The 23039-nt window shown below is 68.5% G+C and carries 35 protein-coding genes and 1 pseudogene; all 36 read left to right on the top strand.

Annotated features, from left to right (window positions below; all coding sequences use genetic code 11):
* The first annotated feature begins 70 nt into the window (after positions 1–70).
* The 36 genes and pseudogenes from ABZ809_RS11660 to ABZ809_RS11485 all read left to right on the top strand — a co-directional run bounded on the left by ABZ809_RS11660 (position 71) and on the right by ABZ809_RS11485 (position 23036).
* Entirely contained in the window at positions 71–490 is a 420-nt protein-coding gene (locus ABZ809_RS11660; RefSeq protein ID WP_357562595.1) for a hypothetical protein, read from the top strand.
* Positions 491–983: 493 nt separating this feature from the next.
* Positions 984–1358: a 30S ribosomal protein S12 gene (gene rpsL / locus ABZ809_RS11655; protein WP_014440718.1), complete on the top strand. Its 375-nt coding sequence runs from the start codon at positions 984–986 to the stop codon at positions 1356–1358.
* Between the two features lies 1 nt (position 1359).
* On the top strand, positions 1360–1830 hold the full coding sequence (gene rpsG, locus ABZ809_RS11650; RefSeq protein WP_013735957.1) for a 30S ribosomal protein S7: 471 nt from the start codon (positions 1360–1362) through the stop codon (positions 1828–1830).
* A gap of 75 nt (positions 1831–1905) precedes the next feature.
* Entirely contained in the window at positions 1906–4002 is a 2097-nt protein-coding gene (gene fusA, locus ABZ809_RS11645; protein WP_357562410.1) for an elongation factor G, read from the top strand.
* Positions 4003–4224: 222 nt separating this feature from the next.
* Complete coding sequence (tuf, locus tag ABZ809_RS11640; RefSeq protein WP_357562409.1) at positions 4225–5418, top strand: elongation factor Tu; 1194 nt, start codon at positions 4225–4227, stop codon at positions 5416–5418.
* A 350-nt stretch (positions 5419–5768) separates the two neighbouring features.
* Entirely contained in the window at positions 5769–6077 is a 309-nt protein-coding gene (gene rpsJ / locus ABZ809_RS11635; protein ID WP_007073037.1) for a 30S ribosomal protein S10, read from the top strand.
* An 11-nt stretch (positions 6078–6088) separates the two neighbouring features.
* Complete coding sequence (gene rplC, locus ABZ809_RS11630; RefSeq protein ID WP_357562408.1) at positions 6089–6754, top strand: 50S ribosomal protein L3; 666 nt, start codon at positions 6089–6091, stop codon at positions 6752–6754.
* On the top strand, positions 6751–7401 hold the full coding sequence (rplD, locus tag ABZ809_RS11625) for a 50S ribosomal protein L4 (protein WP_357562407.1): 651 nt from the start codon (positions 6751–6753) through the stop codon (positions 7399–7401). The genes rplC and rplD overlap by 4 nt, the downstream gene beginning before the upstream one ends.
* Entirely contained in the window at positions 7398–7700 is a 303-nt protein-coding gene (rplW, locus tag ABZ809_RS11620) for a 50S ribosomal protein L23 (protein WP_357562406.1), read from the top strand. The genes rplD and rplW overlap by 4 nt, the downstream gene beginning before the upstream one ends.
* 12 nt (positions 7701–7712) lie before the next feature.
* Positions 7713–8552, top strand: coding sequence for a 50S ribosomal protein L2 (gene rplB, locus ABZ809_RS11615; RefSeq protein WP_357562405.1), 840 nt, complete (start codon positions 7713–7715; stop codon positions 8550–8552).
* A 12-nt stretch (positions 8553–8564) separates the two neighbouring features.
* Positions 8565–8846 carry a 30S ribosomal protein S19 gene (gene rpsS, locus ABZ809_RS11610; RefSeq protein ID WP_088647003.1) on the top strand — a complete coding sequence of 94 codons (282 nt, stop codon included), beginning with the start codon at positions 8565–8567 and terminating at the stop codon, positions 8844–8846.
* Between the two features lie 40 nt (positions 8847–8886).
* Positions 8887–9345, top strand: a complete 459-nt coding sequence (gene rplV, locus ABZ809_RS11605) for a 50S ribosomal protein L22 (protein WP_132230903.1) — start codon at positions 8887–8889, stop codon at positions 9343–9345.
* The gene (rpsC, locus tag ABZ809_RS11600; protein ID WP_357562404.1) at positions 9345–10199 is read left to right on the top strand and encodes a 30S ribosomal protein S3; all 855 of its coding nucleotides are present in this window, start codon (positions 9345–9347) and stop codon (positions 10197–10199) included. Before rplV ends, rpsC begins: the two co-directional genes overlap by 1 nt.
* Positions 10200–10202: 3 nt before the next feature.
* Complete coding sequence (gene rplP, locus ABZ809_RS11595; protein ID WP_007465292.1) at positions 10203–10628, top strand: 50S ribosomal protein L16; 426 nt, start codon at positions 10203–10205, stop codon at positions 10626–10628.
* A complete protein-coding gene (gene rpmC, locus ABZ809_RS11590; protein ID WP_347666557.1) occupies positions 10628–10864 on the top strand; it encodes a 50S ribosomal protein L29 in 237 nt (78 codons plus the stop codon). The genes rplP and rpmC overlap by 1 nt, the downstream gene beginning before the upstream one ends.
* The gene (gene rpsQ / locus ABZ809_RS11585; RefSeq protein WP_357089646.1) at positions 10861–11136 is read left to right on the top strand and encodes a 30S ribosomal protein S17; all 276 of its coding nucleotides are present in this window, start codon (positions 10861–10863) and stop codon (positions 11134–11136) included. The genes rpmC and rpsQ overlap by 4 nt, the downstream gene beginning before the upstream one ends.
* Before the next feature lie 97 nt (positions 11137–11233).
* Complete coding sequence (gene rplN / locus ABZ809_RS11580) at positions 11234–11602, top strand: 50S ribosomal protein L14 (RefSeq protein WP_007465279.1); 369 nt, start codon at positions 11234–11236, stop codon at positions 11600–11602.
* Positions 11599–11919, top strand: a complete 321-nt coding sequence (gene rplX, locus ABZ809_RS11575) for a 50S ribosomal protein L24 (protein ID WP_176731541.1) — start codon at positions 11599–11601, stop codon at positions 11917–11919. Before rplN ends, rplX begins: the two co-directional genes overlap by 4 nt.
* Positions 11919–12488 carry a 50S ribosomal protein L5 gene (gene rplE / locus ABZ809_RS11570; protein WP_007073024.1) on the top strand — a complete coding sequence of 190 codons (570 nt, stop codon included), beginning with the start codon at positions 11919–11921 and terminating at the stop codon, positions 12486–12488. The genes rplX and rplE overlap by 1 nt, the downstream gene beginning before the upstream one ends.
* 1 nt (position 12489) lies before the next feature.
* Positions 12490–12675 (top strand): type Z 30S ribosomal protein S14, encoded by a 186-nt coding sequence (locus ABZ809_RS11565; protein ID WP_007465272.1) that lies wholly within the window; start codon positions 12490–12492, stop codon positions 12673–12675.
* Between the two features lie 115 nt (positions 12676–12790).
* Positions 12791–13198, top strand: coding sequence for a 30S ribosomal protein S8 (gene rpsH / locus ABZ809_RS11560; protein ID WP_007465270.1), 408 nt, complete (start codon positions 12791–12793; stop codon positions 13196–13198).
* A 16-nt stretch (positions 13199–13214) separates the two neighbouring features.
* Complete coding sequence (gene rplF / locus ABZ809_RS11555; RefSeq protein WP_357562403.1) at positions 13215–13757, top strand: 50S ribosomal protein L6; 543 nt, start codon at positions 13215–13217, stop codon at positions 13755–13757.
* Positions 13758–13765: 8 nt separating this feature from the next.
* Positions 13766–14143 (top strand): 50S ribosomal protein L18, encoded by a 378-nt coding sequence (gene rplR / locus ABZ809_RS11550; RefSeq protein WP_172892592.1) that lies wholly within the window; start codon positions 13766–13768, stop codon positions 14141–14143.
* Between the two features lie 33 nt (positions 14144–14176).
* The gene (rpsE, locus tag ABZ809_RS11545; RefSeq protein WP_007073019.1) at positions 14177–14791 is read left to right on the top strand and encodes a 30S ribosomal protein S5; all 615 of its coding nucleotides are present in this window, start codon (positions 14177–14179) and stop codon (positions 14789–14791) included.
* Entirely contained in the window at positions 14791–14973 is a 183-nt protein-coding gene (gene rpmD / locus ABZ809_RS11540) for a 50S ribosomal protein L30 (protein WP_007073018.1), read from the top strand. The genes rpsE and rpmD overlap by 1 nt, the downstream gene beginning before the upstream one ends.
* On the top strand, positions 14973–15416 hold the full coding sequence (gene rplO / locus ABZ809_RS11535) for a 50S ribosomal protein L15 (RefSeq protein ID WP_357562402.1): 444 nt from the start codon (positions 14973–14975) through the stop codon (positions 15414–15416). Before rpmD ends, rplO begins: the two co-directional genes overlap by 1 nt.
* Before the next feature lie 234 nt (positions 15417–15650).
* Complete coding sequence (secY, locus tag ABZ809_RS11530) at positions 15651–16979, top strand: preprotein translocase subunit SecY (protein ID WP_357562401.1); 1329 nt, start codon at positions 15651–15653, stop codon at positions 16977–16979.
* Positions 16980–17633, top strand: a complete 654-nt coding sequence (locus ABZ809_RS11525) for an adenylate kinase (protein ID WP_357562400.1) — start codon at positions 16980–16982, stop codon at positions 17631–17633.
* Between the two features lie 96 nt (positions 17634–17729).
* Positions 17730–18581: a type I methionyl aminopeptidase gene (gene map, locus ABZ809_RS11520; RefSeq protein ID WP_357562399.1), complete on the top strand. Its 852-nt coding sequence runs from the start codon at positions 17730–17732 to the stop codon at positions 18579–18581.
* A 185-nt stretch (positions 18582–18766) separates the two neighbouring features.
* Positions 18767–19264: pseudogene (locus ABZ809_RS11515) on the top strand (DUF1707 domain-containing protein); the annotation flags it as partial.
* A 512-nt stretch (positions 19265–19776) separates the two neighbouring features.
* Entirely contained in the window at positions 19777–19998 is a 222-nt protein-coding gene (gene infA / locus ABZ809_RS11510; RefSeq protein WP_007073013.1) for a translation initiation factor IF-1, read from the top strand.
* A 93-nt stretch (positions 19999–20091) separates the two neighbouring features.
* Positions 20092–20205, top strand: a complete 114-nt coding sequence (rpmJ, locus tag ABZ809_RS11505; RefSeq protein ID WP_012184307.1) for a 50S ribosomal protein L36 — start codon at positions 20092–20094, stop codon at positions 20203–20205.
* A gap of 262 nt (positions 20206–20467) precedes the next feature.
* On the top strand, positions 20468–20848 hold the full coding sequence (gene rpsM, locus ABZ809_RS11500) for a 30S ribosomal protein S13 (protein WP_111134434.1): 381 nt from the start codon (positions 20468–20470) through the stop codon (positions 20846–20848).
* Between the two features lie 18 nt (positions 20849–20866).
* The gene (gene rpsK / locus ABZ809_RS11495) at positions 20867–21274 is read left to right on the top strand and encodes a 30S ribosomal protein S11 (protein ID WP_007073011.1); all 408 of its coding nucleotides are present in this window, start codon (positions 20867–20869) and stop codon (positions 21272–21274) included.
* Between the two features lie 14 nt (positions 21275–21288).
* A complete protein-coding gene (gene rpsD, locus ABZ809_RS11490) occupies positions 21289–21915 on the top strand; it encodes a 30S ribosomal protein S4 (protein ID WP_357562398.1) in 627 nt (208 codons plus the stop codon).
* 98 nt (positions 21916–22013) lie between these two features.
* Positions 22014–23036: a DNA-directed RNA polymerase subunit alpha gene (locus tag ABZ809_RS11485; protein ID WP_013735931.1), complete on the top strand. Its 1023-nt coding sequence runs from the start codon at positions 22014–22016 to the stop codon at positions 23034–23036.
* The last annotated feature ends 3 nt before the right edge of the window (positions 23037–23039 follow it).

The raw sequence follows: 23039 nt of genomic DNA, 5'->3' as shown, positions 1-23039 counted from the left end.
CGCGTCGTCTCCGTGGGGCGCGTCGTCCGGCGGCCCGGCTCCGGGGTGGGGGCCGGCCGCTCCCGCCCCGATGCCTCCGCCGCCGCGGGAGGCCGCCCGGCCGCCGAAGCGGGTCGAGCCGGTCGCGGGCACGCCGTTCGCCGTGGTGCACCTCGACGTGCCGCCCGTCACCTCGGGCCTCGCCGTGGGTTCACTGGTGGCCGGGATCGTCTCGACCCTCGTCTCAGGCCTGGTGATCTGTCTCGGTGCGGCCGGCGGCGTGGGCGGTGCCTGGGCGGCCGGCGCGTTCACGGTGCTGGGTGTCCTGGCGGGTGCGGGCGCCGTCGTCGCGGGCCTGCTCGGGATGCGGCAGATCCGGCGGCCGGCACCGCCGCCCGCGGTCCGGTTCACCGGTCGGGGCCTCGCGGTGGCCGGGGTCGCCTGCGGCGGGGCGGGGCTACTGCTCAGCCTGCTCGGCCTGGGACTGGCGTTGCTGCTGGCGCTGGGGTGACGCCAGGGGCCGGCTGTGAGGCGTGACCCCGGCCGTGACGGGGTCGACGGGCCGGTCTCCAGGGAAGCCGTTACACTTGTGTCCGTAGTGCCCATCACGGACGGACTGGTGTGACGGGTTCGACAGGCGAGCGGTGGGACGCTCCGCCAGTCGCTCCGTTTTGACCTGTGCGGTTGTGGTAGGTACTCTTTCCCCTTGTGCCCGGGCAAGCCCGGGCAACTCGTGCGTGCGCTGGATCCGGTCAGCCGGAAATCGCGCGGGAGCACGACAAAGCCAAAGATCCGGCGCGCGGCCTGCCCGTGTGCCGGTGCGAGACCCGTCGGCACGCGCGAGCGTCGGCGCCGGGACCGTGGGCTGGGCGACACGCCCGACCGCGGGTGCCGGGACCTCCGTGAGGTGGCCCTGGTCGGAATGTAGGAGAGTCGGCCATCAGGGTCGGCTACGGCAGACGGTGCGGCCGCCACCAGGCGGTCGAAGGGAGCGGAGAAACCCGGTGCCCACGATTCAGCAGCTGGTCCGAAAGGGCCGTCAGGCGAAGACGAGTAAGACCAAGACCCCGGCGTTGAAGGGTTCCCCTCAGCGGCGCGGCGTGTGCACCCGCGTGTACACCACCACCCCGAAGAAGCCGAACTCGGCGCTGCGCAAGGTCGCTCGTGTCAAGCTCAGCAGCCAGATCGAGGTGACCGCCTACATCCCGGGCGTCGGCCACAACCTCCAGGAGCACTCGATCGTGCTCGTCCGCGGCGGCCGGGTGAAGGACCTCCCCGGCGTGCGTTACAAGATCGTTCGCGGTTCGCTCGACACCCAGGGTGTCCGCAACCGCAAGCAGGCGCGCAGCCGTTACGGCGCGAAGAAGGAGAAGAGCTGACATGCCGCGTAAGGGACCCGCTCCGCGGAAGCCGCTGGTCGCTGACCCGGTGTACAACTCGCCCCTGGTCACCCAGCTGGTGAACAAGATCCTGCTGCGCGGTAAGCGTCAGCTCGCCGAGCGCATCGTCTACGCCGCCCTGGAGGGCTGCCGGGAGAAGTCCGGCACCGACCCCGTGGTCACCCTCAAGCGGGCGATGGACAACGTCAAGCCGACCCTCGAGGTGCGCAGCCGCCGCGTCGGTGGCGCCACCTACCAGGTGCCGGTCGAGGTCCGCCCCGCCCGGGCGACCACCCTGGGCCTGCGCTGGCTGGTCACCTACTCCCGCGCCCGGCGCGAGAAGACCATGGTCGAGCGGCTGATGAACGAGCTGCTGGACGCGAGCAACGGCCTCGGTGCCGCCGTCAAGCGGCGCGAGGACACGCACAAGATGGCCGAGTCCAACAAGGCCTTCGCGCACTACCGCTGGTAACACCCTGGTTCCGGCGCCCTCGTGGCGCCGGAACCGCCGCCAGTTGTGTCGAGACGACGATAAGTAGGGATTGAAGTGGCCGCCGCAGACGCGCTCGCCAACGTACGCAACATCGGCATCATGGCGCACATCGATGCCGGTAAGACCACCACCACCGAGCGGATCCTGTTCTACACCGGTATCACGTACAAGATCGGTGAGGTCCACGAGGGCGCTGCCGTCATGGACTGGATGGAGCAGGAGCAGGAGCGTGGTATCACCATCACCTCCGCTGCCACCAAGTGTGAGTGGAAGGGCCACACGATCCAGATCATCGACACGCCCGGCCACGTCGACTTCACGGTCGAGGTGGAGCGGTCGTTGCGGGTGCTGGACGGTGCGGTCGCGGTCTACGACGGTGTCGCCGGCGTGGAGCCCCAGACGGAGAACGTCTGGCGCCAGGCCGACAAGTACGACGTCCCCCGGATGTGCTTCGTCAACAAGCTCGACCGGACCGGTGCCGACTTCTTCCGCTGCGTGCAGATGATGATCGACCGGCTCAACGCCACCCCGCTGGTGCTCCAGATCCCGATCGGCGCCGAGTCCGACTTCATCGGCGTGGTCGACCTGGTCGAGATGCGCGCCCTCACCTGGCGCGGGGAGACCCAGAAGGGTGAGGACTACGCGATCGAGGAGATCCCGGCCGACCTCGCCGACTCCGCCGCGGAGTGGCGCGAGAAGCTGATCGAGACCCTGGCCGACGTCGACGACGCGGTGATGGAGAAGTACCTGGAGGGCGAGGAGATCTCCGTCGAGGAGGTCAAGGCCGCCATCCGTCGGGCCACCATCGCCAGCAAGGCCAACCCGGTCCTCACCGGCACCGCCTTCAAGAACAAGGGCATCCAGCCGATGCTGGACGCGGTCGTCGCGTACCTGCCGTCGCCGCTGGACATCCCGGCGATCGAGGGTACGGCCACCGACGGCGAGACCCCGATGCTGCGCAAGCCGTCGGTCTCGGAGCCGTTCGCCGGCCTGGCCTTCAAGATCCAGACGGACAAGCACCTCGGCAAGCTCACCTACGTCCGGATCTACTCCGGGACGCTCGAGTCCGGCTCCCAGGTGGTCAACTCCACCAAGGACCGCAAGGAGCGGATCGGCAAGATCTACCAGATGCACGCCAACAAGCGGGAAGAGCGCAGCTCGGCCCAGGCTGGCGACATCATCGCGGTGCAGGGTCTGAAGCAGACCACCACCGGTGACACCCTGTGTGACCCGGCGAAGCCGGTCATCCTGGAGTCGATGACCTTCCCGGAGCCGGTCATCGAGGTCGCCATCGAGCCGAAGACCAAGGCCGACCAGGAGAAGCTCAGCACCGCCATCCAGCGGCTGGCCGAGGAGGACCCGACCTTCCGCGTCAAGCTGGACGACCAGACCGGCCAGACGGTCATCTCCGGCATGGGCGAGCTGCACCTGGACATCCTGGTCGACCGGATGCGCCGCGAGTTCAACGTCGAGGCCAACATCGGTAAGCCGCAGGTGGCGTACCGCGAGACGATCCGCCGCAAGGTGGAGAAGATCGAGTACACCCACAAGAAGCAGACCGGTGGTTCCGGCCAGTACGCCCGGGTGATCATCAGCCTGGAGCCGCTGCCGCTGGGCAACGACGCCCCGACCTACGAGTTCGCCAACGCGGTGACCGGTGGCCGCATCCCCCGGGAGTTCATCCCGTCGGTGGACGCGGGTGCGCAGGACGCCATGCAGTACGGCATCCTCGCCGGCTTCCCCCTGGTGGGCGTCAAGCTCACCCTGCTGGACGGCCAGTACCACGAGGTCGACTCGTCGGAAATGGCATTCAAGATCGCCGGCTCGATGGTGATGAAGGAGGCGGCCCGCAAGGCCGACCCCGCGCTGCTCGAGCCGATGATGGCTGTTGAGGTCACCACTCCTGAGGAGAACATGGGTGACGTCATCGGCGACCTCAACTCCCGCCGCGGCATCATCCAGGCGATGGAGGAGCGCAGCGGCGCCCGCGTCGTCAAGGCTCTGGTGCCGTTGTCGGAGATGTTCGGCTACGTCGGCGACCTGCGGTCGAAGACCCAGGGCCGGGCTAGCTACAGCATGCAGTTCGACTCCTACGCCGAGGTTCCGGCCTCGGTCGCCAAGGAGATCATCGCCAAGGCGACGGGTGAGTGACGCTCTCCCCGAGCTGATCGGATGATCCGGGGCGGTCGCGGGAGGGTTTCTCCCCGCCCGCGACCACCTCGGTCGGGTCGCGTGAGACCGGGCCTGTAGGCTTCATCGCCGCAGAACCCACCAAAGCTCTCCGGCCGTCAGGCCGGAAAGGCTGTCGACAGAGTCCTAAGCGCCGACCGGCGCGCCGGGCGTACGAACCAAGAAGTCCACAGGAGGACACCAGTGGCGAAGGCGAAGTTCGAGCGGACTAAGCCGCACGTCAACATCGGCACCATTGGTCACATCGACCACGGTAAGACGACGCTGACGGCGGCCATCACCAAGGTCCTGCACGACCAGTTCCCGGACCTGAACCCGTACACGCCGTTCGACGAGATCGACAAGGCGCCGGAGGAGAAGGCCCGCGGCATCACGATCTCCATCGCGCACGTCGAGTACCAGACCGAGGCGCGGCACTACGCGCACGTCGACTGCCCCGGGCACGCCGACTACATCAAGAACATGATCACCGGTGCCGCGCAGATGGACGGCGCGATCCTGGTGGTCGCGGCGACCGACGGCCCGATGCCGCAGACCCGCGAGCACGTGCTGCTGGCCCGCCAGGTCGGTGTGCCGTACATCGTCGTGGCGCTCAACAAGAGCGACATGGTCGACGACGAGGAGCTCCTGGAGCTCGTCGAGCTCGAGGTCCGCGAGCTGCTGTCGAACCAGGAGTACCCGGGTGACGACCTGCCGGTCGTCCGGGTCTCGGCGCTGAAGGCCCTCGAGGGTGACCCCGAGTGGACCGGCAAGCTGCTGGACCTGATGACCGCGGTCGACACCGCGATCCCGCAGCCGGAGCGCGAGACCGAGAAGCCGTTCCTGATGCCGATCGAGGACGTCTTCACGATCACCGGTCGTGGCACCGTCGTCACCGGTCGCGCGGAGCGCGGCGTGCTCAAGCCGAACGAGGAGGTGGAGATCGTCGGCATCCGCGAGAAGTCGATGAAGACCACCTGCACCGGCATCGAGATGTTCCGCAAGCTGCTCGACGAGGCCCGCGCGGGTGAGAACGTCGGTCTGCTGCTGCGTGGCATCAAGCGCGAGGACGTCGAGCGCGGCATGGTCGTCATCAAGCCGGGCACCACGACCCCGCACACGGAGTTCGAGGCGACGGTCTACATCCTCTCCAAGGAGGAGGGCGGCCGGCACACCCCGTTCTTCCAGAACTACCGTCCGCAGTTCTACTTCCGGACCACGGACGTCACCGGTGTCGTCACGCTCCCCGAGGGCACCGAGATGGTCATGCCGGGTGACAACACCACCATGACGGTGAAGCTGATCCAGCCCATCGCCATGGAGGAGAACCTCAAGTTCGCGATCCGCGAGGGTGGCCGCACCGTCGGCGCCGGGTTCGTCACCAAGATCATCAAGTGAGCTGGGTAACCCCGATTAGACCCGCCGCCGGTCGTGCGGCATACTAGTCAGGTTGCGTAACGACAGTTCGCTGCCCGTGTTCGGCTCACGCTGAACCTCCGGGTGGCAGGACAGTCGAGCGTGGGGTGGCTGGCGGCCAGTCCGTCAGCCACCCTCGCACGGCGTTCAGGTCGCGGTAGTGCGATCGGCGCCTTGACCCACCGTGCGGTCAGAATCGCTCCGGAGTCCCGGGGCGGAGCCTGGCCCGAGGGCGCGACACGCCCGACCGCGGGGGTCGGCGAAGTGGGCCTGTGCCAGCCGGTACAGGCGCCCGCAACACAGCGGCATCGAGAGAAGGAACAGAAGCCACCATGGCGGGACAGAAGATCCGCATCCGGCTCAAGGCCTATGACCACGAGGTCGTCGACTCCTCGGCTCGGAAGATCGTCGAGACGGTGACGCGTACCGGGGCGCAGGTCGCGGGCCCGGTGCCGCTGCCCACGGAGATCAACCGTTTCTGCGTTATCCGCTCGCCGCACAAGTACAAGGACTCGCGCGAGCACTTCGAGATGCGCACGCACAAGCGGCTGATCGACATCATCGACCCGACCCCGAAGACGGTCGACTCGCTCATGCGCCTCGACCTGCCGGCTGGCGTCGACATCGAGATCAAGCTGTAGGGACCGGACAAATGGACAGGCAAGTCAAGGGGATCCTGGGCGCAAAGCTCGGCATGACCCAGGTCTGGGACAACAACCGTGTTGTCCCGGTGACCGTGGTCGAGGCCGGCCCGTGCGTCATCAGCCAGGTTCGCAGCGCCGAGAAGGACGGTTACTCCGCGGTCCAGCTGGCGTTCGGCAAGATCGACCCGCGTAAGGTCAAGAAGCCGATCAGCGGGCACTACGCGAAGGCGGACGTCGCGCCGCGCCGGCACATCGTCGAGCTGCGCACCGTCGACGCCGCCGACTACTCGCTCGGTCAGGAGATCACGGTCGAGGAGTTCCCTGCCGGGATCTCGATCGACGTGACCGGCAAGACCAAGGGCAAGGGCTACGCCGGCCCGATGAAGCGGCACGGCTTCCACGGTCTGCGCGCCAGTCACGGTGTCGAGCGCAAGCACCGCTCGCCGGGCTCCATCGGCGCCTGCGCGACCCCGGGTCGCGTCTTCAAGGGCACCCGGATGGCCGGCCGGATGGGTGGCGTGCGCTACACCGTCCAGAACCTGACCGTCCAGGCGGTCGACACCGAGAACAACCTCCTGCTCGTCCGCGGCGCCATTCCCGGCCCGAAGGGCGCGCTGGTCCTGGTCCGCACCGCGGCCAAGACCAAGGTGAAGAAGGGCGGTGTGGCCAAGTGACCACCGTTGACGTCCTCACCGTCGAAGGCACCAAGAGCGGCTCCGTCGAGCTGCCCGGCGACATCTTCGACGTGCAGGCCAACGTCGCGCTGATGCACCAGGTCGTGGTGGCGCAGCTCGCGGCGGCCCGGCAGGGCACGCACAAGGTCAAGACCCGGGGCGAGGTCGCCGGCGGCGGCAAGAAGCCCTACAAGCAGAAGGGCACCGGTCGTGCCCGGCAGGGCTCGATCCGCGCGCCGCAGTTCGCCGGCGGTGGCGTCGTGCACGGCCCCGTGCCGCGCGACTACAGCCAGCGGACCCCGAAGAAGATGAAGGCCGCCGCCCTGCGTGGCGCCCTCTCCGACCGGGCCCGCGCCGGGCAGGTGCACGTCGTCGAGGCGTTCCTCTCGGCCGAGAAGCCGTCGACCAAGGCCGCCCTGGCCACGCTGGCGAAGGTGACCGGGGCCCGGCGGGTCCTGGTCGTGCTGAGCAGCACCGACGAGTTGAACTGGGTGTCGCTGCGCAACGAGCCGCGGGTGCACCTGATCGAGGCCGGCCAGCTCAACACGTACGACGTGCTGGTGGCCGACGACGTGGTCTTCACCAAGGAGGCCCTGGACGAGTTCCTGGGCGTTCCCGCCGAGACCACCGAGGAGGGTGGCAAGTGAGCACGATCGCCGACCCGCGCGACATCATCGTGGCGCCGGTCGTCTCGGAGAAGAGCTACAGCGAGCTGAACCGCAACTGGTACACCTTCCTGGTGCACCCGGACGCGAACAAGACCGAGATCAAGATCGCTATCCAGCAGATCTTCGGTGTCCGCGTCCTGACGGTCAACACGCTCAACCGCCAGGGCAAGCGCAAGCGGACCAAGACCGGTTTCGGTCAGCGCAAGGCCACCAAGCGGGCGATCGTGAAGCTGGCTGACGGTGACCGCATCGAGGCCTTCGGCGGCCCGGTCAGCTGAGGGGTGTAGACAATGGCTATCCGTAAGTACAAGCCGACGACGCCGGGCCGGCGTGGCTCCAGCGTCGCCGACTTCGCTGAGATCACCCGGTCGACGCCCGAGAAGTCGCTGCTGGTTCCGCTGCCGAAGAAGGGCGGGCGTAACGCCCACGGCCGGATCACCGCGCGGCACCAGGGTGGCGGTCACAAGCGCCAGTACCGTCTGATCGACTTCAAGCGGGTCGACAAGGACGGCGTGCCGGCGAAGGTCGCCCACATCGAGTACGACCCGAACCGCACCGCGCGTATCGCGCTGCTGCACTACGCCGACGGCGAGAAGCGCTACATCCTCGCGCCGAAGGACCTGAAGCAGGGCGACGCCGTCGAGTCGGGTCCGGGCGCGGACATCAAGCCGGGCAACAACCTGCCGCTGCGCAACATCCCGGTCGGTACCACGATCCACAACGTGGAGCTGCGTCCGGGCGGCGGCGCCAAGCTGGCCCGCTCGGCCGGCGTCGGCATCCAGCTGCTCGGCCGTGAGGGCGTCTACGCGACCCTGCGCATGCCGTCCGGCGAGATCCGGCGGGTCGACGTCCGCTGCCGCGCCAGCGTCGGCGAGATCGGCAACGCCGACCAGTCGAACATCAACTGGGGTAAGGCCGGTCGCATGCGGTGGAAGGGCAAGCGCCCGACCGTCCGTGGTGTCGCGATGAACCCGGTCGACCACCCGCACGGTGGTGGTGAGGGTAAGACCTCCGGTGGTCGCCACCCGGTGAACCCGCAGGGTAAGCCCGAGGGCCGCACCCGTCGTAAGGGCCAGCCGAGTGACCGGCTGATCGTCCGCCGCCGCTACGCCACGCGTAAGCGCGGCTGAGGGAGATAAGACATGCCTCGCAGCCTGAAGAAGGGCCCGTTCATCGACGACCACCTGCTCAAGAAGGTGGAGACGCAGAACGACAAGGGCTCGAAGAACGTCATCAAGACCTGGTCGCGGCGCTCGACGATCATCCCGGAGATGCTGGGTCACACGATCGCCGTGCACGACGGACGCAAGCACGTCCCGGTGTTCGTGACCGAGGCGATGGTCGGGCACAAGCTCGGCGAGTTCGCGCTGACCCGCACGTTCAAGGGTCACGAGAAGGACGACCGGAAGAGCCGTCGGCGCTGACGCCGCGGGCATACGGATAGAGGAACAAGGGGTTACAGCGATGCCAGGAAAGGGCGACGCTCCGGTGCTTCCGGGCGCGCGGGCGGTTGCGCGGCACGTGCGCATCTCGCCGATGAAGGCGCGCCGGGTGGTAAACCTCGTCCGCGGCCTGCCCGCGAAGGAGGCGCTCACGGTGCTGCAGTTCGCGCCGCAGGCTGCGAGCGAGCAGGTGTACAAGGTGCTCGCGAGCGCGATCGCCAACGCGGAGAACAACGAGCGGCTGGACCCCGACGCGCTGCTCGTCAGCGAGGCGTTTGTCGACGAGGGCCCGACCATGAAGCGGTTCCAGCCGCGGGCGCAGGGCCGGGCCTACCGGATCCGCAAGCGCACCTGCCACATCACCGTCGCGGTCGAGGCGGTGGCGCCGGCCGCTCCGAAGAAGGCCGCCGCGAAGAAGGCGGCCCCGGCGAAGCAGGCGGAGCCGGCCGAGACGCAGAGCAAGACGGAGGGCGCCGAGTAATGGGTCAGAAGGTTCACCCGCACGGGTTCCGGCTCGGCATCTCGACCGACTGGAAGTCCCGCTGGTTCGCGGACAAGCTCTACAAGGACTACATCGGCGAGGACGTCAAGATCCGCCGGATGATGTCCAAGGGCCTCGAGCGTGCCGGCATCTCCAAGGTCGACATCGAGCGCACCCGGGACCGGGTCCGCGTTGACATCCACACCGCCCGGCCGGGCATCGTCATCGGCCGTAAGGGCGCGGAGGCCGACCGGATCCGCGGCGAGCTCGAGAAGCTGACCGGCAAGCAGGTCCAGCTGAACATCATCGAGGTGAAGAACCCCGAGTCGGACGCGCAGCTCGTCGCCCAAGGTGTGGCCGAGCAGCTCTCCAGCCGGGTCAGCTTCCGTCGGGCGATGCGCAAGGCCATGCAGTCCGCGATGAAGAACCCGGTCTGCAAGGGCATCCGGGTCCAGGTCTCGGGCCGTCTCGGCGGCGCCGAGATGAGCCGGACCGAGTTCTACCGCGAGGGCCGGGTTCCGCTGCACACGCTGCGGGCCAACATCGAGTACGGCTTCTTCGAGGCCCGTACGAGCTTCGGCCGGATCGGCGTGAAGGTCTGGATCTACAAGGGCGACGCGGTGCCGGGTCGGGAGACCCCGGCCGAGGCTCCGTCGCGCCCGCGCCGCGAGCGCGGCGACCGTCCCGAGCGGCCGCGCCGTGGTCGGTCCGGCTCGTCCGGCACGACCGCCGGCGGCACCGAGGCCGGCAGGGCCGCCGCGACGACGATCGCGCAGCAGGCCGAGACGCCGAGCGGTGACGCGGTGGACCCCGCCGCCGTCACCGCCGCGGCAGAAACGCAGCAGGAGGGCTGACAGATGCTGATGCCGCGCAAGCCCCCGAAGGGCTTCCGCAAGCCGCACCACCCGGACCGCAGTGGCGCGTCCAAGGGTGGTAACCGGGTGGTGTTCGGCGAGTTCGGGATCCAGGCTCTCGAGCCGGCGTACGTGACCAACCGCCAGATCGAGTCGGCGCGTATCGCGATGACCCGCCACATCAAGCGTGGTGGCAAGGTCTGGATCACGATCTTCCCGGACCAGGCCCTCACCAAGAAGCCGGCCGAGACCCGGATGGGTTCCGGTAAGGGTTCACCCGAGTGGTGGGTCGCCAACGTCAAGCCGGGGCGGGTTCTCTTCGAGATGTCCTTCCCCAACGAGCAGATCGCGCGAGAGGCGATGCGTCGCGCGATCCACAAGCTCCCGATGAAGTGCCGCATTGTTACGCGCGAAGTGGGTGAATCCTGATGGCAGCGGGCGTTAAGGCCTCCGAGCTGCGTGAGCACTCCGACGAGGAGCTGGTCACCAAGCTGCGCGAGGCCAAGGCGGAGCTGTTCAACCTCCGCGTGCAGGCCGCGACCGGCCAGCTGGACAACAACCGGCGGCTGCAGGTCATCCGTCGGGAGATCGCCCGGATCTACACGATCATGCGTGAGCGCGAGCTGGGTCTCTCGGCCGCGCCGACTGAGGTGACTGCATCATGAGCGAGAACACCACCGCCACCGCGCGGGCCCGCCGTAAGGTGCGTGAGGGCCTCGTGGTCAGCGACAAGATGGAAAAGACCGTCGTCGTCGAGGTCGAGGACCGGGTCAAGCACGCGCTGTACGGCAAGATCATGCGTCGTACCAGCAAGCTGAAGGTGCACGACGAGCAGAACACCGCCGGTATCGGCGACCGGGTTCTGATCATGGAGACCCGGCCGCTGTCCGCCACCAAGCGGTGGCGGCTCGTGGAAATCCTGGAAAAGGCCAAGTAGCGAAGGCTCAAGCTCGCCCGGCGTCAGTCGGGCGCGGGTTCCGCCAGGCTCCGGCCGCCACGCGCGGCCGGAGAACCGGCAGACATAGGAGATAGACGTGATTCAGCAGGAGTCGCGACTGCGCGTCGCCGACAACACGGGTGCCCGGGAGATCCTGTGCATCCGCGTTCTCGGTGGCTCCGGTCGGCGCTACGCGAGCATCGGCGACGTCATCGTGGCCACCGTCAAGGACGCGATCCCGGGTGCCGGTGTGAAGAAGGGCGACGTCGTCAAGGCGGTCGTCGTTCGCACCGCCAAGGAGCGGCGGCGGCCGGACGGCTCGTACATCCGCTTCGACGAGAACGCCGCCGTCATCATCAAGGACGGTGGGGACCCGCGCGGTACCCGTATCTTCGGCCCGGTGGGCCGGGAGCTGCGGGACAAGCGGTTCATGAAGATCATCTCTCTCGCGCCGGAGGTGTTGTGACCGTGAAGGTCAAGAAGGGCGACACGGTCGTCGTCATCGCCGGCAAGGACAAGGGTGCCAAGGGTAAGGTCATCGCGGCCTACCCGCGGCAGGACAAGGTCCTGGTCGAGGGCGTGAACCGGGTCAAGAAGCACACCCGCATCAGCACCACCCAGCGTGGCGCCAAGACCGGTGGCATCGTCACCCAGGAGGCCCCGATCCACGTCTCGAACGTGCAGGTCTTGGACTCCGACGGCAAGCCGACCCGCGTCGGCTACCGGGTCGACGAGAATGGCCAGAAGGTCCGCATCGCGCGTAGCACCGGTAAGGACCTGTGATGACCACGGCTACCGAAACCAAGACCATGCCGCGCCTCAAGGAGCGGTACCGCAACGAGATCGTGGCCAAGCTGCAGGAGCAGCACAGCTACGGCAACCCCATGCAGGTGCCGCGGCTGGTCAAGATCGTCGTCAACATGGGTGTCGGCGAGGCCGCCCGGGACGCCAAGCTGATCGACGGCGCCGTCCGGGACCTGGCCACCATCACCGGCCAGAAGCCGCAGGTGCGGCGGGCGACCAAGTCCATCGCGCAGTTCAAGCTCCGTGAGGGCATGCCGATCGGCGCGAAGGTGACCCTCCGCGGCGACCGGATGTGGGAGTTCCTGGACCGGCTGCTGTCGATCGCGCTGCCGCGTATCCGCGACTTCCGCGGTCTCGACGGGCGCAAGCTCGACGGGCACGGCAACTACACGTTCGGTCTGACCGAGCAGTCGGTGTTCCACGAGATCGACCAGGACAAGATCGATCGGCAGCGGGGCATGGACATCACGGTGGTCACGACCGCCACGACCGACGACGAGGGCCGGGCGCTGCTCAAGCTCCTGGGCTTCCCGTTCAAGGAGAACTGAGATGGCCAAGAAGGCGCTGATCATCAAGGCGGCCGCGAAGCCGAAGTTCTCGGTTCGCGCGTACACCCGCTGCCAGCGGTGCGGGCGTCCCAAGGCGGTCTACCGCAAGTTCGGTCTCTGCCGGGTCTGCATCCGGGAGATGGCCCACCGCGGTGAGCTGCCGGGCGTGTCCAAGGCTTCCTGGTAAGGGCGACCGCGTCCCGGCTCCGGCCGGGACCCTTGCACCGATCATGTATTGCTCTTCGCCGTAGGCCCGGGGCGTGTCGCCCCGGGAACCCCGGCGAGAAAGGCTGACGAAATCCATGACGATGACCGACCCGATCGCAGACATGCTCACGCGTCTGCGTAACGCCAACCAGGCGTACCACGACCAGGTGAAGATGCCCTACTCGAAGATCAAGGCGAACATCGCCGAGGTCCTCAAGGCCGAGGGCTACATCGCCACCTGGTCGGTCGAGGAGCCCGAGGAGGGCGCCGTCGGCAAGCGACTGGTCGTCGAGCTGAAGTACGGCCAGAACCGGGAGCGGAGCCTGGCCGGCATCAAGCGCGTGTCCAAGCCCGGTCTGCGGGTTTACGCCAAGTCGGACGGGCTCCCGCGGGTGCTCGGCGGGCTCGGCGTGGCGATCATTTCGACGTCCCAGGGGCTGCTCACCGACCGGCAGGCCCGCAAGCGGAGCGTTGGCGGGGAAGTCCTCGCCTTCGTCTGGTAACGGGAGACAGGTAGAAATGTCGCGTATTGGACGTAAGTCGATCCCGGTGCCAGCCGGCGTCGACATCACCATCGACGGGCAGACCGTCAAGGTCAAGGGCCCGAAGGGCGAGCTCTCGCACACCCTGGCCGAGCCGATCACGATCGACCGGGCCGAGGACGGGCAGCTGAACGTCGTCCGCCCGAACGACGAGCGCAAGGCCAAGGAACTGCACGGCCTGAGCCGTACCCTGGTCGCCAACATGATCGTCGGCGTCACCGAGGGCTACCGCAAGAGCCTGGAGATCGCCGGCACCGGTTACCGCGTGACCGCCAAGGGCAAGGACCTGGAGTTCGCGCTCGGGTTCTCGCACCCGGTGCTGGTTCCGGCGCCGGACGGCATCACCTTCACGGTGGAGAAGCCCACGGTCTTCCACGTGGCCGGCATCGACAAGCAGCTCGTCGGCGAGGTTGCCGCCAACATCCGGAAGATCCGCCCGCCGGAGCCCTACAAGGGCAAGGGCGTCAAGTACCAGGGCGAGGTCATCCGCCGCAAGGCTGGAAAGGCAGGTAAGAAGTGAGCGCCACGCTGCTCAAGCGCCGCCGCGGCGTCGCCGCCAAGCGTGCCGTCGGGCGTGCGCGCCGGCACTTCCGGGTCCGCAAGAACATCAGCGGCACCGCCGAGCGTCCCCGCCTCGTGGTCACCCGCTCCCTGCGGCACATCGTCGCCCAGATCGTGGACGACACCAAGGGTCACACCCTGGCGTCGGCCTCGACCCTGGACGCCTCGCTGCGCGGCACGGAGGGCGACAAGAGCGCCCTGGCCGGCAAGGTCGGCGCCCTGCTCGCCGAGCGGGCCAAGGCCGCCGGTGTGTCCAAGGTCGTCTTCGACCGCGGTGGCAACCGGTACGCGGGGCGGGTCGCCGCGCTTGCCGACGCCGCCCGCGAAGCCGGGCTCGAGTTCTAGAAACCCCGTCACGAGAGAGAAGGAAGGCTGCTGATGCCAGGTCAACAGCGCCGTGGCGGCGGGTCCGGTGGCAACGAGGGTGGTCGCCGCGACAACCGCCGTGAGGGCGGCCGCGGAAACGCGCCCGTCGAGAAGACCCCGCACCTCGAGCGGGTCGTCGCGATCAACCGCGTCGCCAAGGTCGTGAAGGGTGGTCGTCGCTTCAGCTTCACCGCCCTGGTGATCGTGGGCGACGGCGACGGCACCGTCGGTGTGGGCTACGGAAAGGCCAAGGAGGTGCCCGCGGCGATCGCCAAGGGCGTCGAGGAGGCCAAGAAGCACTTCTTCAAGGTGCCGCGGATCGCCTCTTCGATCCCGCACCCGGTGACGGGTGAGGCCGCCGCCGGTGTGGTGCTGCTCAAGCCGGCCTCGGCCGGTACGGGCGTCATCGCCGGTGGCCCGGTGCGCGCCGTGCTGGAGTGCGCGGGTATCCACGACGTGCTCTCCAAGAGCCTCGGTTCGTCGAACCCGATCAACATCGTGCACGCCACCGTGGCGGCGCTGAAGGGGCTGGAGTCCCCCGAGGCCGTCGCTGCCCGTCGTGGCCTGCCGGTCGAGGACGTCGCGCCGGCCGCCATGCTGGCGTCGCGGGCGGGGGTGGCTTCCTGATGGCTCGCCTGAAGGTCACCCAGGTCCGGTCCGAGATCGGGACCAAGCAGAACCAGCGTGACTCGCTGCGTTCGCTCGGTCTCAAGCGGATCAACGACGTGGTGGTCAAGGAGGACCGTCCGGAGATCCGCGGCATGATCTTCGCGGTCAACCACCTCGTGAAGGTCGAGGAGGTCGAGTAATGACGATCAAGGTCCACCACCTGCGCCCGGCGCCCGGTGCCAAGACCGCGAAGACCCGAGTGGGTCGCGGTGAGGGTTCCAAGGGCAAGACCGCCGGTCGCGGTACCAAGGGTTCCAAGGCCCGTAAGAACATCTCGGCGGCGTTCGAGGGTGGGCAGATGCCCATCCACATGCGCCTGCCGAAGATGAAGGGCTTCAAGAACAAGTTCAAGGTGGTCTTCCAGGTGGTCAACCTGGACCGGCTCGCCGAGCTGTTCCCGAACGGCGGCGAGGTCGGCCCGCTGGAGCTGGTCGAGGCCGGCGCGGTCCGCAAGGGCCACCCGGTCAAGGTGCTCGGCACCGGGGACCTCGGCGGGATCGCCCTCCAGGTGTCGGCGCACGCGTTCAGCGCGTCGGCCAAGGAGAAGATCGCCGCCGCCGGTGGCTCCGTCACCGAGCTGTAAGGGCTGTACGACCCGTGGCGCCCGCTCAGTTGTCGTAACTGGGCGGGCGCCACGGTCTACCTGGCACGTTCGCGCCAGGTAATATCGGATTCGGTTTATGTAGCCGGGCACATCTGCCCGGACAGGGATCGGGCTGTTAGAGTCCCTTCCCAGCCATGGATATCGGGCACTCGCCCGGCACCCACCCCGACCGCCAGGGATCACCGGCGGCCCGCCTCGCGCAGGAGGAAGAAGTTGCTGTCCGCCTTTCTCAGTGCGTTCCGTACGCCTGACCTGCGCAAGAAGCTGCTGTTCACAGTAGGCATCATTGCGGTCTACCGGCTCGGGGCGACGCTGCCCAGCCCGGGCGTCTCGTACGGCAACGTCAAGAAGTGCCTCGACACCCTGCAGGACGGCTCCACCGGGGTGTTGAACCTGCTCAACCTCTTCTCCGGCGGCGCGCTGCTGCAGCTCTCGGTCTTCGCGCTGGGCATCATGCCCTACATCACAGCGTCGATCATCCTGCAGCTGCTGACGGTGGTCATCCCCCGGCTCGAGCAACTCCGCAAGGAGGGCCAGGCCGGGCAGGCGAAGATCACCCAGTACACCCGCTACCTGACGCTGGGCCTCGGTGTCCTCCAGGCGTCGGCGTTCGTGGCGCTGGCCCGCTCCGGGCAGCTGTTCAACAACCAGTGCGACCAGTTCCCGATCATCCCCGAGGGGACCGGGATCCCGGACTGGCTGACCCTGAGCCTGCTGGTCATGACGATGACCGCCGGCACCGGCGTGGTGATGTGGCTCGGCGAGCTGATCACCGACCGGGGCGTCGGCAACGGCATGTCCGTCCTGATCTTCACCTCGATCGCCGCCCGGCTCCCCAGTGAGGGCTGGCAGATCAAGCAGACCGGCGGTTGGGGCAAGTTCCTGCTCGTCATCGCCCTGGTCCTGGTGGTCATCACCGCGGTCACCTTCATCGAGCAGGCGCAGCGCCGCATCCCGGTGCAGTACGCCAAGCGGATGATCGGCCGGCGGATGTACGGCGGCACCTCGACCTACATCCCCCTGAAGGTCAACCAGGCGGGTGTCATCCCGGTCATCTTCGGCTCGTCGCTGCTCTACCTGCCCCAGCTGGCGCTGCAGTTCTTCGACCAGAACAACCCGGGCAAGACCCAGGCGTGGATCCAGAACAACCTGGTCGACCCGACCAGCCCGATCTACATCGCGGTCTACTTCCTGCTGATCATCTTCTTCACGTACTTCTACGTCTCGATCACGTTCAACCCGACCGAGGTCGCGGACAACATGAAGAAGTACGGCGGCTTCGTGCCGGGCATCCGCCCCGGCAAGCCGACCGCCGACTACCTCGACTTCATCCTCAGCCGGATCACCCTGCCGGGCGCCCTCTACCTGGGCATCATCTCGATCCTGCCGAACTTCTTCTTCATCTGGCTGGACAAGCAGCAGTACCTGAACTTCCCGTTCGGCGGCACCGCTGTGCTGATCATGGTTGGCGTGGGTCTGGAGACCACCAAGCAGATCGAGAGCCAACTGATGCAGCGGAACTACGAAGGGTTCCTGCGGTAGATGAGACTCGTTCTGGTTGGTCCGCCTGGCGCGGGCAAGGGCACGCAGGCCGAGTTCATCGCCGCGCACCTCTCGGTCCCGAAGATCTCGACCGGCGACATCTTCCGGTCGAACGTCTCCCAGGGCACCCCGCTCGGGGTCGAGGCCAAGCGCTACATGGACGCCGGCGAGCTGGTGCCCGACGAGGTCACGATCAACATGGTCCGGGACCGGCTCGCCGAGCCGGACGCCGCCGAGGGCTTTCTGCTCGACGGCTTCCCGCGCACCACGCCGCAGGCCGCCGCGCTGGACAAGCTCCTCGCTGACCTGGGCACCGCACTCGACCTGGTGCTGGAGCTCGTGGTCGACGACGACGAGGTGATCCGGCGGCTCTCCGGCCGGCGCACCTGCCGGGGCTGCGGCAAGATCTGGCACGTCGAGTTCGACGCCACCAGCCGTGAGGGCATCTGCGACCGGTGCGGCGCCGAGCTGTTCCAGCGCGACGACGACAAGCCGGAGACCATCGCCACCCGCCTGCGGGAGTACGCGGACAAGACCGCGCCCCTGGTCGACTACTACGGCGCCCAGGGCAAGCTGGTGGGCATCGATGCCACCGGCCCGGTGGAGGACGTCACTGTCCGCGCCATCGACGCCCTGCGGTCCTACGGCGGCTGACGTCCCGCCGGGCTCCGGCGGATAGAGTGCGAGGAGCGGGGTACGTCCGTCCGACGTGCCCCGCTCTTCGGCTTCGGCAAGAAAGGTAACGGCTCCATGCGTCGTCCCCAGCTGGACATCCAGCTGAAGACCCCTGACCAGATCGAGAAGATGCGTGCCGCCGGGCTGGTGGTCGCCGAGGCGCTGCGTCGGATGCGGGAGGCGGTCGCCCCCGGGGTCAGCACCGCCGACCTGGACGCCATCGCCGAGTCGACCATCCGCGAGGCCGGCGCCACTCCCTCGTTCAAGGGCTACCACGGCTTTCCCGCGTCGATCTGCTCCTCCGTGAACGAGCAGGTCGTGCACGCGATCCCGACGCCTAAGCAGGTGCTCCGCGACGGTGATCTGATCTCCATCGACTGCGGCGCGGTGCTCGACGGCTGGCACGGCGACGCCGCGATCACCGTCGGCGTGGGCGAGGTCGACCCGGCGCTGCTGAAGATGGCCGCCGTCGCCGAGGACGCCATGTGGGCGGGCATCGCCGCCGCCGCCCGTGGCTCCGCCAGCGGCAAGGGCCGGCTGACCGACATCTCGCACGCCGTGGAGGACGCGGTCCGCAAGGGTGGCCGCTACGGCATCGTCGACGGTTACGGCGGGCACGGCATCGGCACGGAGATGCACCAGGACCCGCACGTGCTCAACCACGGGCGGCCGGGCAAGGGGCCGCGCCTGGTGCCCGGCATGGCGCTGGCGATCGAGCCGATGATCACGATGGGCTCGCCCCGTACGGTCGAACTCTCCGACGGGTGGACGGTGGTCACCCGGGACCGGTCGATGGCGGTGCACGTCGAGCACACGATGGCACTGCTCCCGGACGGCGTCTGGGTGCTGACCGCGCCGGACGGCGGACGCGCCCGCCTGGGCGAGCTGGTCACCTCCCGCCAGCCCGCCGACTCGCCCACGCACTGAGCCGCCGGGAGCGCGTGCCGCTGCTCCGGCGGCACAGGCGGGTCCCGTCGGTGTGTTCGGCGGTGCCGACGAGGTAGGGGCGCTCGCGTCCGGGCCACCGGTCCGCCGAGTTCCGTGCCGCGTCGGGCCCGCTGGACCGCTCCGCGGCGGGCTCGCGGTGGTGGGACGGTGGCATGCTTGCGGGCATGGACGGGCGTGACGGGATGCGGGCCGCCGACGCGGATCGCCAGGCGGTGGCGGATCGGCTGCGGGTGGCCCTCGACGAGGGCCGGCTGGATCTGCACGAGTACGACGAGCGGTTGCAGCGGGCGTACGCCGCGCGGACGTACGGCGACCTGGGCGCGCTGCTGACCGACCTGCCGGCGCCGGCCGCCCCGGGTGCGTCGGAGGTCGCCACGACGTCGGAGGCCGTCGCGCCGCGGGCGGAACGTGCCCCGTCGTCGGCAACCGTCCGCTGGCTGGCCGATGTCTGGTCTCCGTACCTCCGGGTGGTCGCGATCGTGGTGACCATCTGGGCGGCGACCTCGCTCTTCGCCACGGACCTGCGCTACTTCTGGCCCGTCTGGGTGGCCGGGCCGTGGGGAGCGGTTCTCCTGGTGCGGACGGTGGGCGGTCTCGCCGGTGGCGAGCCGCGACGGTGGGCGGCCGAACAGGAGCGCCGGCGCGAGCGCCGGCGGGCGAAGCGGGCCCGGAAACGGGAGCGGAAGCGGGCGCTGGCCGACGCCGAGCAGGGGACCTCCCCACGGGAACTGCCGGCCGCCAGGGCGGAACACCGGGAACCGGAAAACGACCTGCCGGCGGCCCGGGACGACCACCGGGAACCGGAGGAGGGCCTGCCGGGGCTCCGGGACGACCAGGAAGCGGAGGAGGGCCTGTCGGGGCTCCGGGACGACCGCCGGGAAGCGGCCGGCGAGCGGGAACGGCGGCACGGCGCGGCCGACGCCGGGGTCTGACTGGGGGATTCTGTCCGGTTCGGCGCACCGATTCCCGGCCGGTTTGGCGACGGCCCGCAGGCGGGCGTACACTTTCTGATCGGCGCACAGCGTCCACTCCGGCATGCCCACCCTGCGCTTCGGTGGGAGTCGGAGCCGCGGCTGGCGCGGGCAATCTGATCTTGATCGGCATGATCCTGGTCGGTGCCCGTGTAAGACGTTGTGGGCCGTCCGGAGTAACCGACGTCAGGACAGCGGAGGACATGCCGAAAAAAGACGGAGCCATCGAGATCGAGGGTCGGGTCATCGAGCCCCTGCCGAACGCCATGTTCCGGGTGGAGCTCGCGAACGGCCACAAGGTGCTGGCTCACATCAGCGGCAAGATGCGGCAGCACTACATCCGTATCCTGCCGGAGGACCGGGTCGTCGTCGAACTCTCGCCGTACGACCTGACCCGCGGGCGCATCGTCTACCGCTACAAGTAAGCCTGACGGCGGCCGGGACGTCCCGTGTCCGTCTTCGACGTCCGGTGTCGCGCCTCGGCGCGTCGTCGGGCCCAGATGGGAAGTAAGGCAACCGTGAAGGTCAAGCCGAGCGTCAAGAGGATCTGCAACAAGTGCCGGGTCATCCGCCGGCACGGCCGGGTCATGGTCATCTGCACCGACCCGCGCCACAAGCAGCGCCAGGGCTGAACCAGTTCCGACCGGCCGTGTGACCACGGTCGGTCGTAATCGGTCCGGGCCGCGGATCCAGACAACGAATCACATGCTCGTTCCAGCCGCGAGCGGTGCGCGTCGCGTACCTCTGCGTGGTTGACCCCCGGTCGGAGGCCGGGGCCCGCTCGGGCAGCGACCGTTTCCGGTCGCCGGCGCACGTCGCCGGAGACGGAACGGTCGGTAGCGGGGTGGGACGGGTCCACACCTCCGCCAGAAACCACGAGGAGCACGCCCGCACATGGCACGTCTAGCCGGCGTCGACCTCCCCCGCGAAAAGCGGATGGAGATCGCGCTCACCTACATCTTCGGCGTGGGTCGGACCCGCGCCCTGGAGACGCTCGCCGCCACCGGCATCTCGCCGGACAAGCGCGCCCGGGACCTCACGGACGAGGAGCTGGTCCAGCTCCGCGACCACATCGAGGCCAACTACAAGGTTGAAGGTGACCTGCGCCGCGAGGTCGCCGCTGACATCCGCCGCAAGGTCGAGATCGGCTGCTACGCCGGCATCCGGCACCGCCGGGGCCTGCCCGTGCGTGGCCAGCGGACCCGGACCAACGCGCGGACCCGCAAGGGCCCGAAGCGGACCGTGGCCGGCAAGAAGAAGCCCGGCAAGAAGTAAATAGGAGCGCACAGACTTATGCCACCGAAGGCTCGTGCCGGAGCCGCCGTCAAGAAGGTCCGGCGCAAGGAACGCAAGAACGTCGCCCACGGGCAGGCGCACATCAAGAGCACCTTCAACAACACCATCGTGTCCATCACGGACCCGACCGGTGCGGTCATCTCCTGGGCCTCCGCGGGCCAGGTGGGCTTCAAGGGCTCCCGCAAGTCGACCCCGTTCGCCGCGCAGCTGGCCGCCGAGGCCGCCGCGCGCCGGGCGATGGAGCACGGCATGCGCAAGGTCGACGTGTTCGTCAAGGGTCCCGGCTCCGGCCGGGAGACCGCCATCCGTTCGTTGCAGGCCGTGGGCCTGGAGGTCGGTCAGATCTCCGACGTGACCCCGCAGCCGCACAACGGATGCCGTCCGCCGAAGCGTCGCCGGGTCTGAGAGGTTAGAGAGAGATGGCTCGTTACACCGGTGCTGACTGCCGCCGTTGCCGGCGGGAGAAGATGAAGCTGTTCCTCAAGGGCAGCAAGTGCGATGGCCCGAAGTGCCCGTTCGAGTCCCGGCCGTTCCCGCCCGGGCAGCACGGCCGCGGCCGCACGAAGGAGACGGAGTACCTGCTCCAGCTCCGTGAGAAGCAGAAGGCCCGCCGCGTGTACGGCGTGCTGGAGAAGCAGTTCCGCGGTTACTACGAGGAGGCCGTGGCCAAGCAGGCCAAGACCGGTGAGGTCCTCCTGCAGATCCTCGAGTCGCGGCTGGACAACGTGGTCTACCGGGCTGGCTACGCCAAGTCCCGGGACATGGCCCGTCAGCTGGTCAAGCACGGTCACTTCACGGTGAACGGCAAGAAGGTCGACATCCCGTCGTACCGCGTCAAGGAGCACGACATCATCGAGGTCCGGGGCAAGAGCAAGGAGCTCACCCCGTTCATCGTGGCGCAGGCCGAGGCCGGCTCGAAGTCGGTTCCGGCGTGGCTGGAGGCGATCCCCAGCCAGATGAAGGTGCTCGTGCACTCGCTCCCGGCCCGCCAGGTCATCGACACGCAGGTCCAGGAGCAGCTGATCGTCGAGCTCTACTCCAAGTAGTCGGAGCTCGTTGCGGTGGCCCGCCCTTCCTGGGCGGGCCACCGGAACACTTTGTCGTGGGCGTCATATGGCGGGCGCCCCGGAAGAGAAGAGAAGACATGCTCATCAGCCAGCGACCGACCCTCTCCGAGGAGTCGATCAACGAGACCCGGTCCCGGTTCACGATCGAGCCGCTGGAGCCGGGCTTCGGCTACACCCTGGGCAACTCGCTGCGGCGCACGCTGCTGTCGTCGATCCCGGGTGCTGCGGTCACCTCGATCAAGATCGACGGCGTGCTGCACGAGTTCACCACGATCCCCGGTGTCAAGGAGGACGTGGTCGAGCTCGTCATGAACATCAAGGAGCTCTGCGTCAGCTCCGAGCACGACGAGCCGGTCAGCATGTACCTGCGTAAGCAGGGCCCGGGCGACGTGACGGCGGGCGACATCCAGCCGCCGGCCGGCGTCTCGGTGCACAACCCGGACCTGAAGCTCGCCACCCTCAACGGCAAGGGCCGGCTCGACATGGAGCTGACCGTCGAGCGGGGTCGTGGCTACGTCACGGCGGCGCAGAACAAGCAGGCCGGCGCCGAGATCGGCCGGATCCCGGTCGACTCGATCTACTCGCCGGTGCTGAAGGTGACCTACCGCGTCGAGGCGACCCGTGTCGAGCAGCGGACCGACTTCGACCGGCTGATCATCGACGTCGAGACCAAGCCGTCGATGGGCCCGCGCACCGCGCTGGCCTCCGCCGGCTCGACCCTGGTGGAGCTGTTCGGCCTGGCTCGGGAGCTGGACGAGACCGCCGAGGGCATCGACATCGGGCCGTCCCCGCAGGACGCCCAGCTCGCGGCGGACCTGGCGCTGCCGATCGAGGAGCTGGACCTGACCGTCCGCTCCTACAACTGCCTCAAGCGCGAGGGCATCAACTCCGTTGGTGAGCTCATCGGACGTACCGAGGCCGACCTCCTCGACATCCGCAACTTCGGGCAGAAGTCGATCGACGAGGTCAAGATGAAGCTCGCCGGGATGGGTCTGGGGCTGAAGGACTCGGCCCCGAACTTCGACCCGGCGCACGTCGTGGACGCCTTCGGCGAGGCCGACTACGACACCGACGACTACCGCGAGACCGAGCAGCTCTAGTCC

The sequence above is a fragment of the Micromonospora sp. NPDC047074 genome (genome assembly GCF_040643815.1).
GTDB lineage: Bacteria > Actinomycetota > Actinomycetes > Mycobacteriales > Micromonosporaceae > Micromonospora.
This window is presented reverse-complemented; position numbering and strand designations above follow the sequence as displayed.

Coding starts and splice junctions, on each gene's coding strand:
- rpsG (WP_013735957.1), top strand. CDS start 1,360: ATGCCGCGTAAGGGACCCGCTCCGCGGAAGCCGCTGGTCGCTGACCCG.
- rpsQ (WP_357089646.1), top strand. CDS start 10,861: ATGAGCGAGAACACCACCGCCACCGCGCGGGCCCGCCGTAAGGTGCGT.
- ABZ809_RS11485 (WP_013735931.1), top strand. CDS start 22,014: ATGCTCATCAGCCAGCGACCGACCCTCTCCGAGGAGTCGATCAACGAG.
- ABZ809_RS11565 (WP_007465272.1), top strand. CDS start 12,490: ATGGCCAAGAAGGCGCTGATCATCAAGGCGGCCGCGAAGCCGAAGTTC.
- rpsM (WP_111134434.1), top strand. CDS start 20,468: ATGGCACGTCTAGCCGGCGTCGACCTCCCCCGCGAAAAGCGGATGGAG.
- rpsC (WP_357562404.1), top strand. CDS start 9,345: ATGGGTCAGAAGGTTCACCCGCACGGGTTCCGGCTCGGCATCTCGACC.
- rpsJ (WP_007073037.1), top strand. CDS start 5,769: ATGGCGGGACAGAAGATCCGCATCCGGCTCAAGGCCTATGACCACGAG.
- rpmD (WP_007073018.1), top strand. CDS start 14,791: ATGGCTCGCCTGAAGGTCACCCAGGTCCGGTCCGAGATCGGGACCAAG.
- rplE (WP_007073024.1), top strand. CDS start 11,919: ATGACCACGGCTACCGAAACCAAGACCATGCCGCGCCTCAAGGAGCGG.
- rplF (WP_357562403.1), top strand. CDS start 13,215: ATGTCGCGTATTGGACGTAAGTCGATCCCGGTGCCAGCCGGCGTCGAC.
- infA (WP_007073013.1), top strand. CDS start 19,777: ATGCCGAAAAAAGACGGAGCCATCGAGATCGAGGGTCGGGTCATCGAG.
- rpsE (WP_007073019.1), top strand. CDS start 14,177: ATGCCAGGTCAACAGCGCCGTGGCGGCGGGTCCGGTGGCAACGAGGGT.
- rplB (WP_357562405.1), top strand. CDS start 7,713: ATGGCTATCCGTAAGTACAAGCCGACGACGCCGGGCCGGCGTGGCTCC.
- ABZ809_RS11660 (WP_357562595.1), top strand. CDS start 71: ATGCCTCCGCCGCCGCGGGAGGCCGCCCGGCCGCCGAAGCGGGTCGAG.
- rplO (WP_357562402.1), top strand. CDS start 14,973: ATGACGATCAAGGTCCACCACCTGCGCCCGGCGCCCGGTGCCAAGACC.
- rpsH (WP_007465270.1), top strand. CDS start 12,791: ATGACGATGACCGACCCGATCGCAGACATGCTCACGCGTCTGCGTAAC.
- ABZ809_RS11525 (WP_357562400.1), top strand. CDS start 16,980: ATGAGACTCGTTCTGGTTGGTCCGCCTGGCGCGGGCAAGGGCACGCAG.
- map (WP_357562399.1), top strand. CDS start 17,730: ATGCGTCGTCCCCAGCTGGACATCCAGCTGAAGACCCCTGACCAGATC.
- rpsD (WP_357562398.1), top strand. CDS start 21,289: ATGGCTCGTTACACCGGTGCTGACTGCCGCCGTTGCCGGCGGGAGAAG.
- rplV (WP_132230903.1), top strand. CDS start 8,887: ATGCCAGGAAAGGGCGACGCTCCGGTGCTTCCGGGCGCGCGGGCGGTT.
- rplC (WP_357562408.1), top strand. CDS start 6,089: ATGGACAGGCAAGTCAAGGGGATCCTGGGCGCAAAGCTCGGCATGACC.
- rpmC (WP_347666557.1), top strand. CDS start 10,628: ATGGCAGCGGGCGTTAAGGCCTCCGAGCTGCGTGAGCACTCCGACGAG.
- rpsS (WP_088647003.1), top strand. CDS start 8,565: ATGCCTCGCAGCCTGAAGAAGGGCCCGTTCATCGACGACCACCTGCTC.
- rpsK (WP_007073011.1), top strand. CDS start 20,867: ATGCCACCGAAGGCTCGTGCCGGAGCCGCCGTCAAGAAGGTCCGGCGC.
- rplP (WP_007465292.1), top strand. CDS start 10,203: ATGCTGATGCCGCGCAAGCCCCCGAAGGGCTTCCGCAAGCCGCACCAC.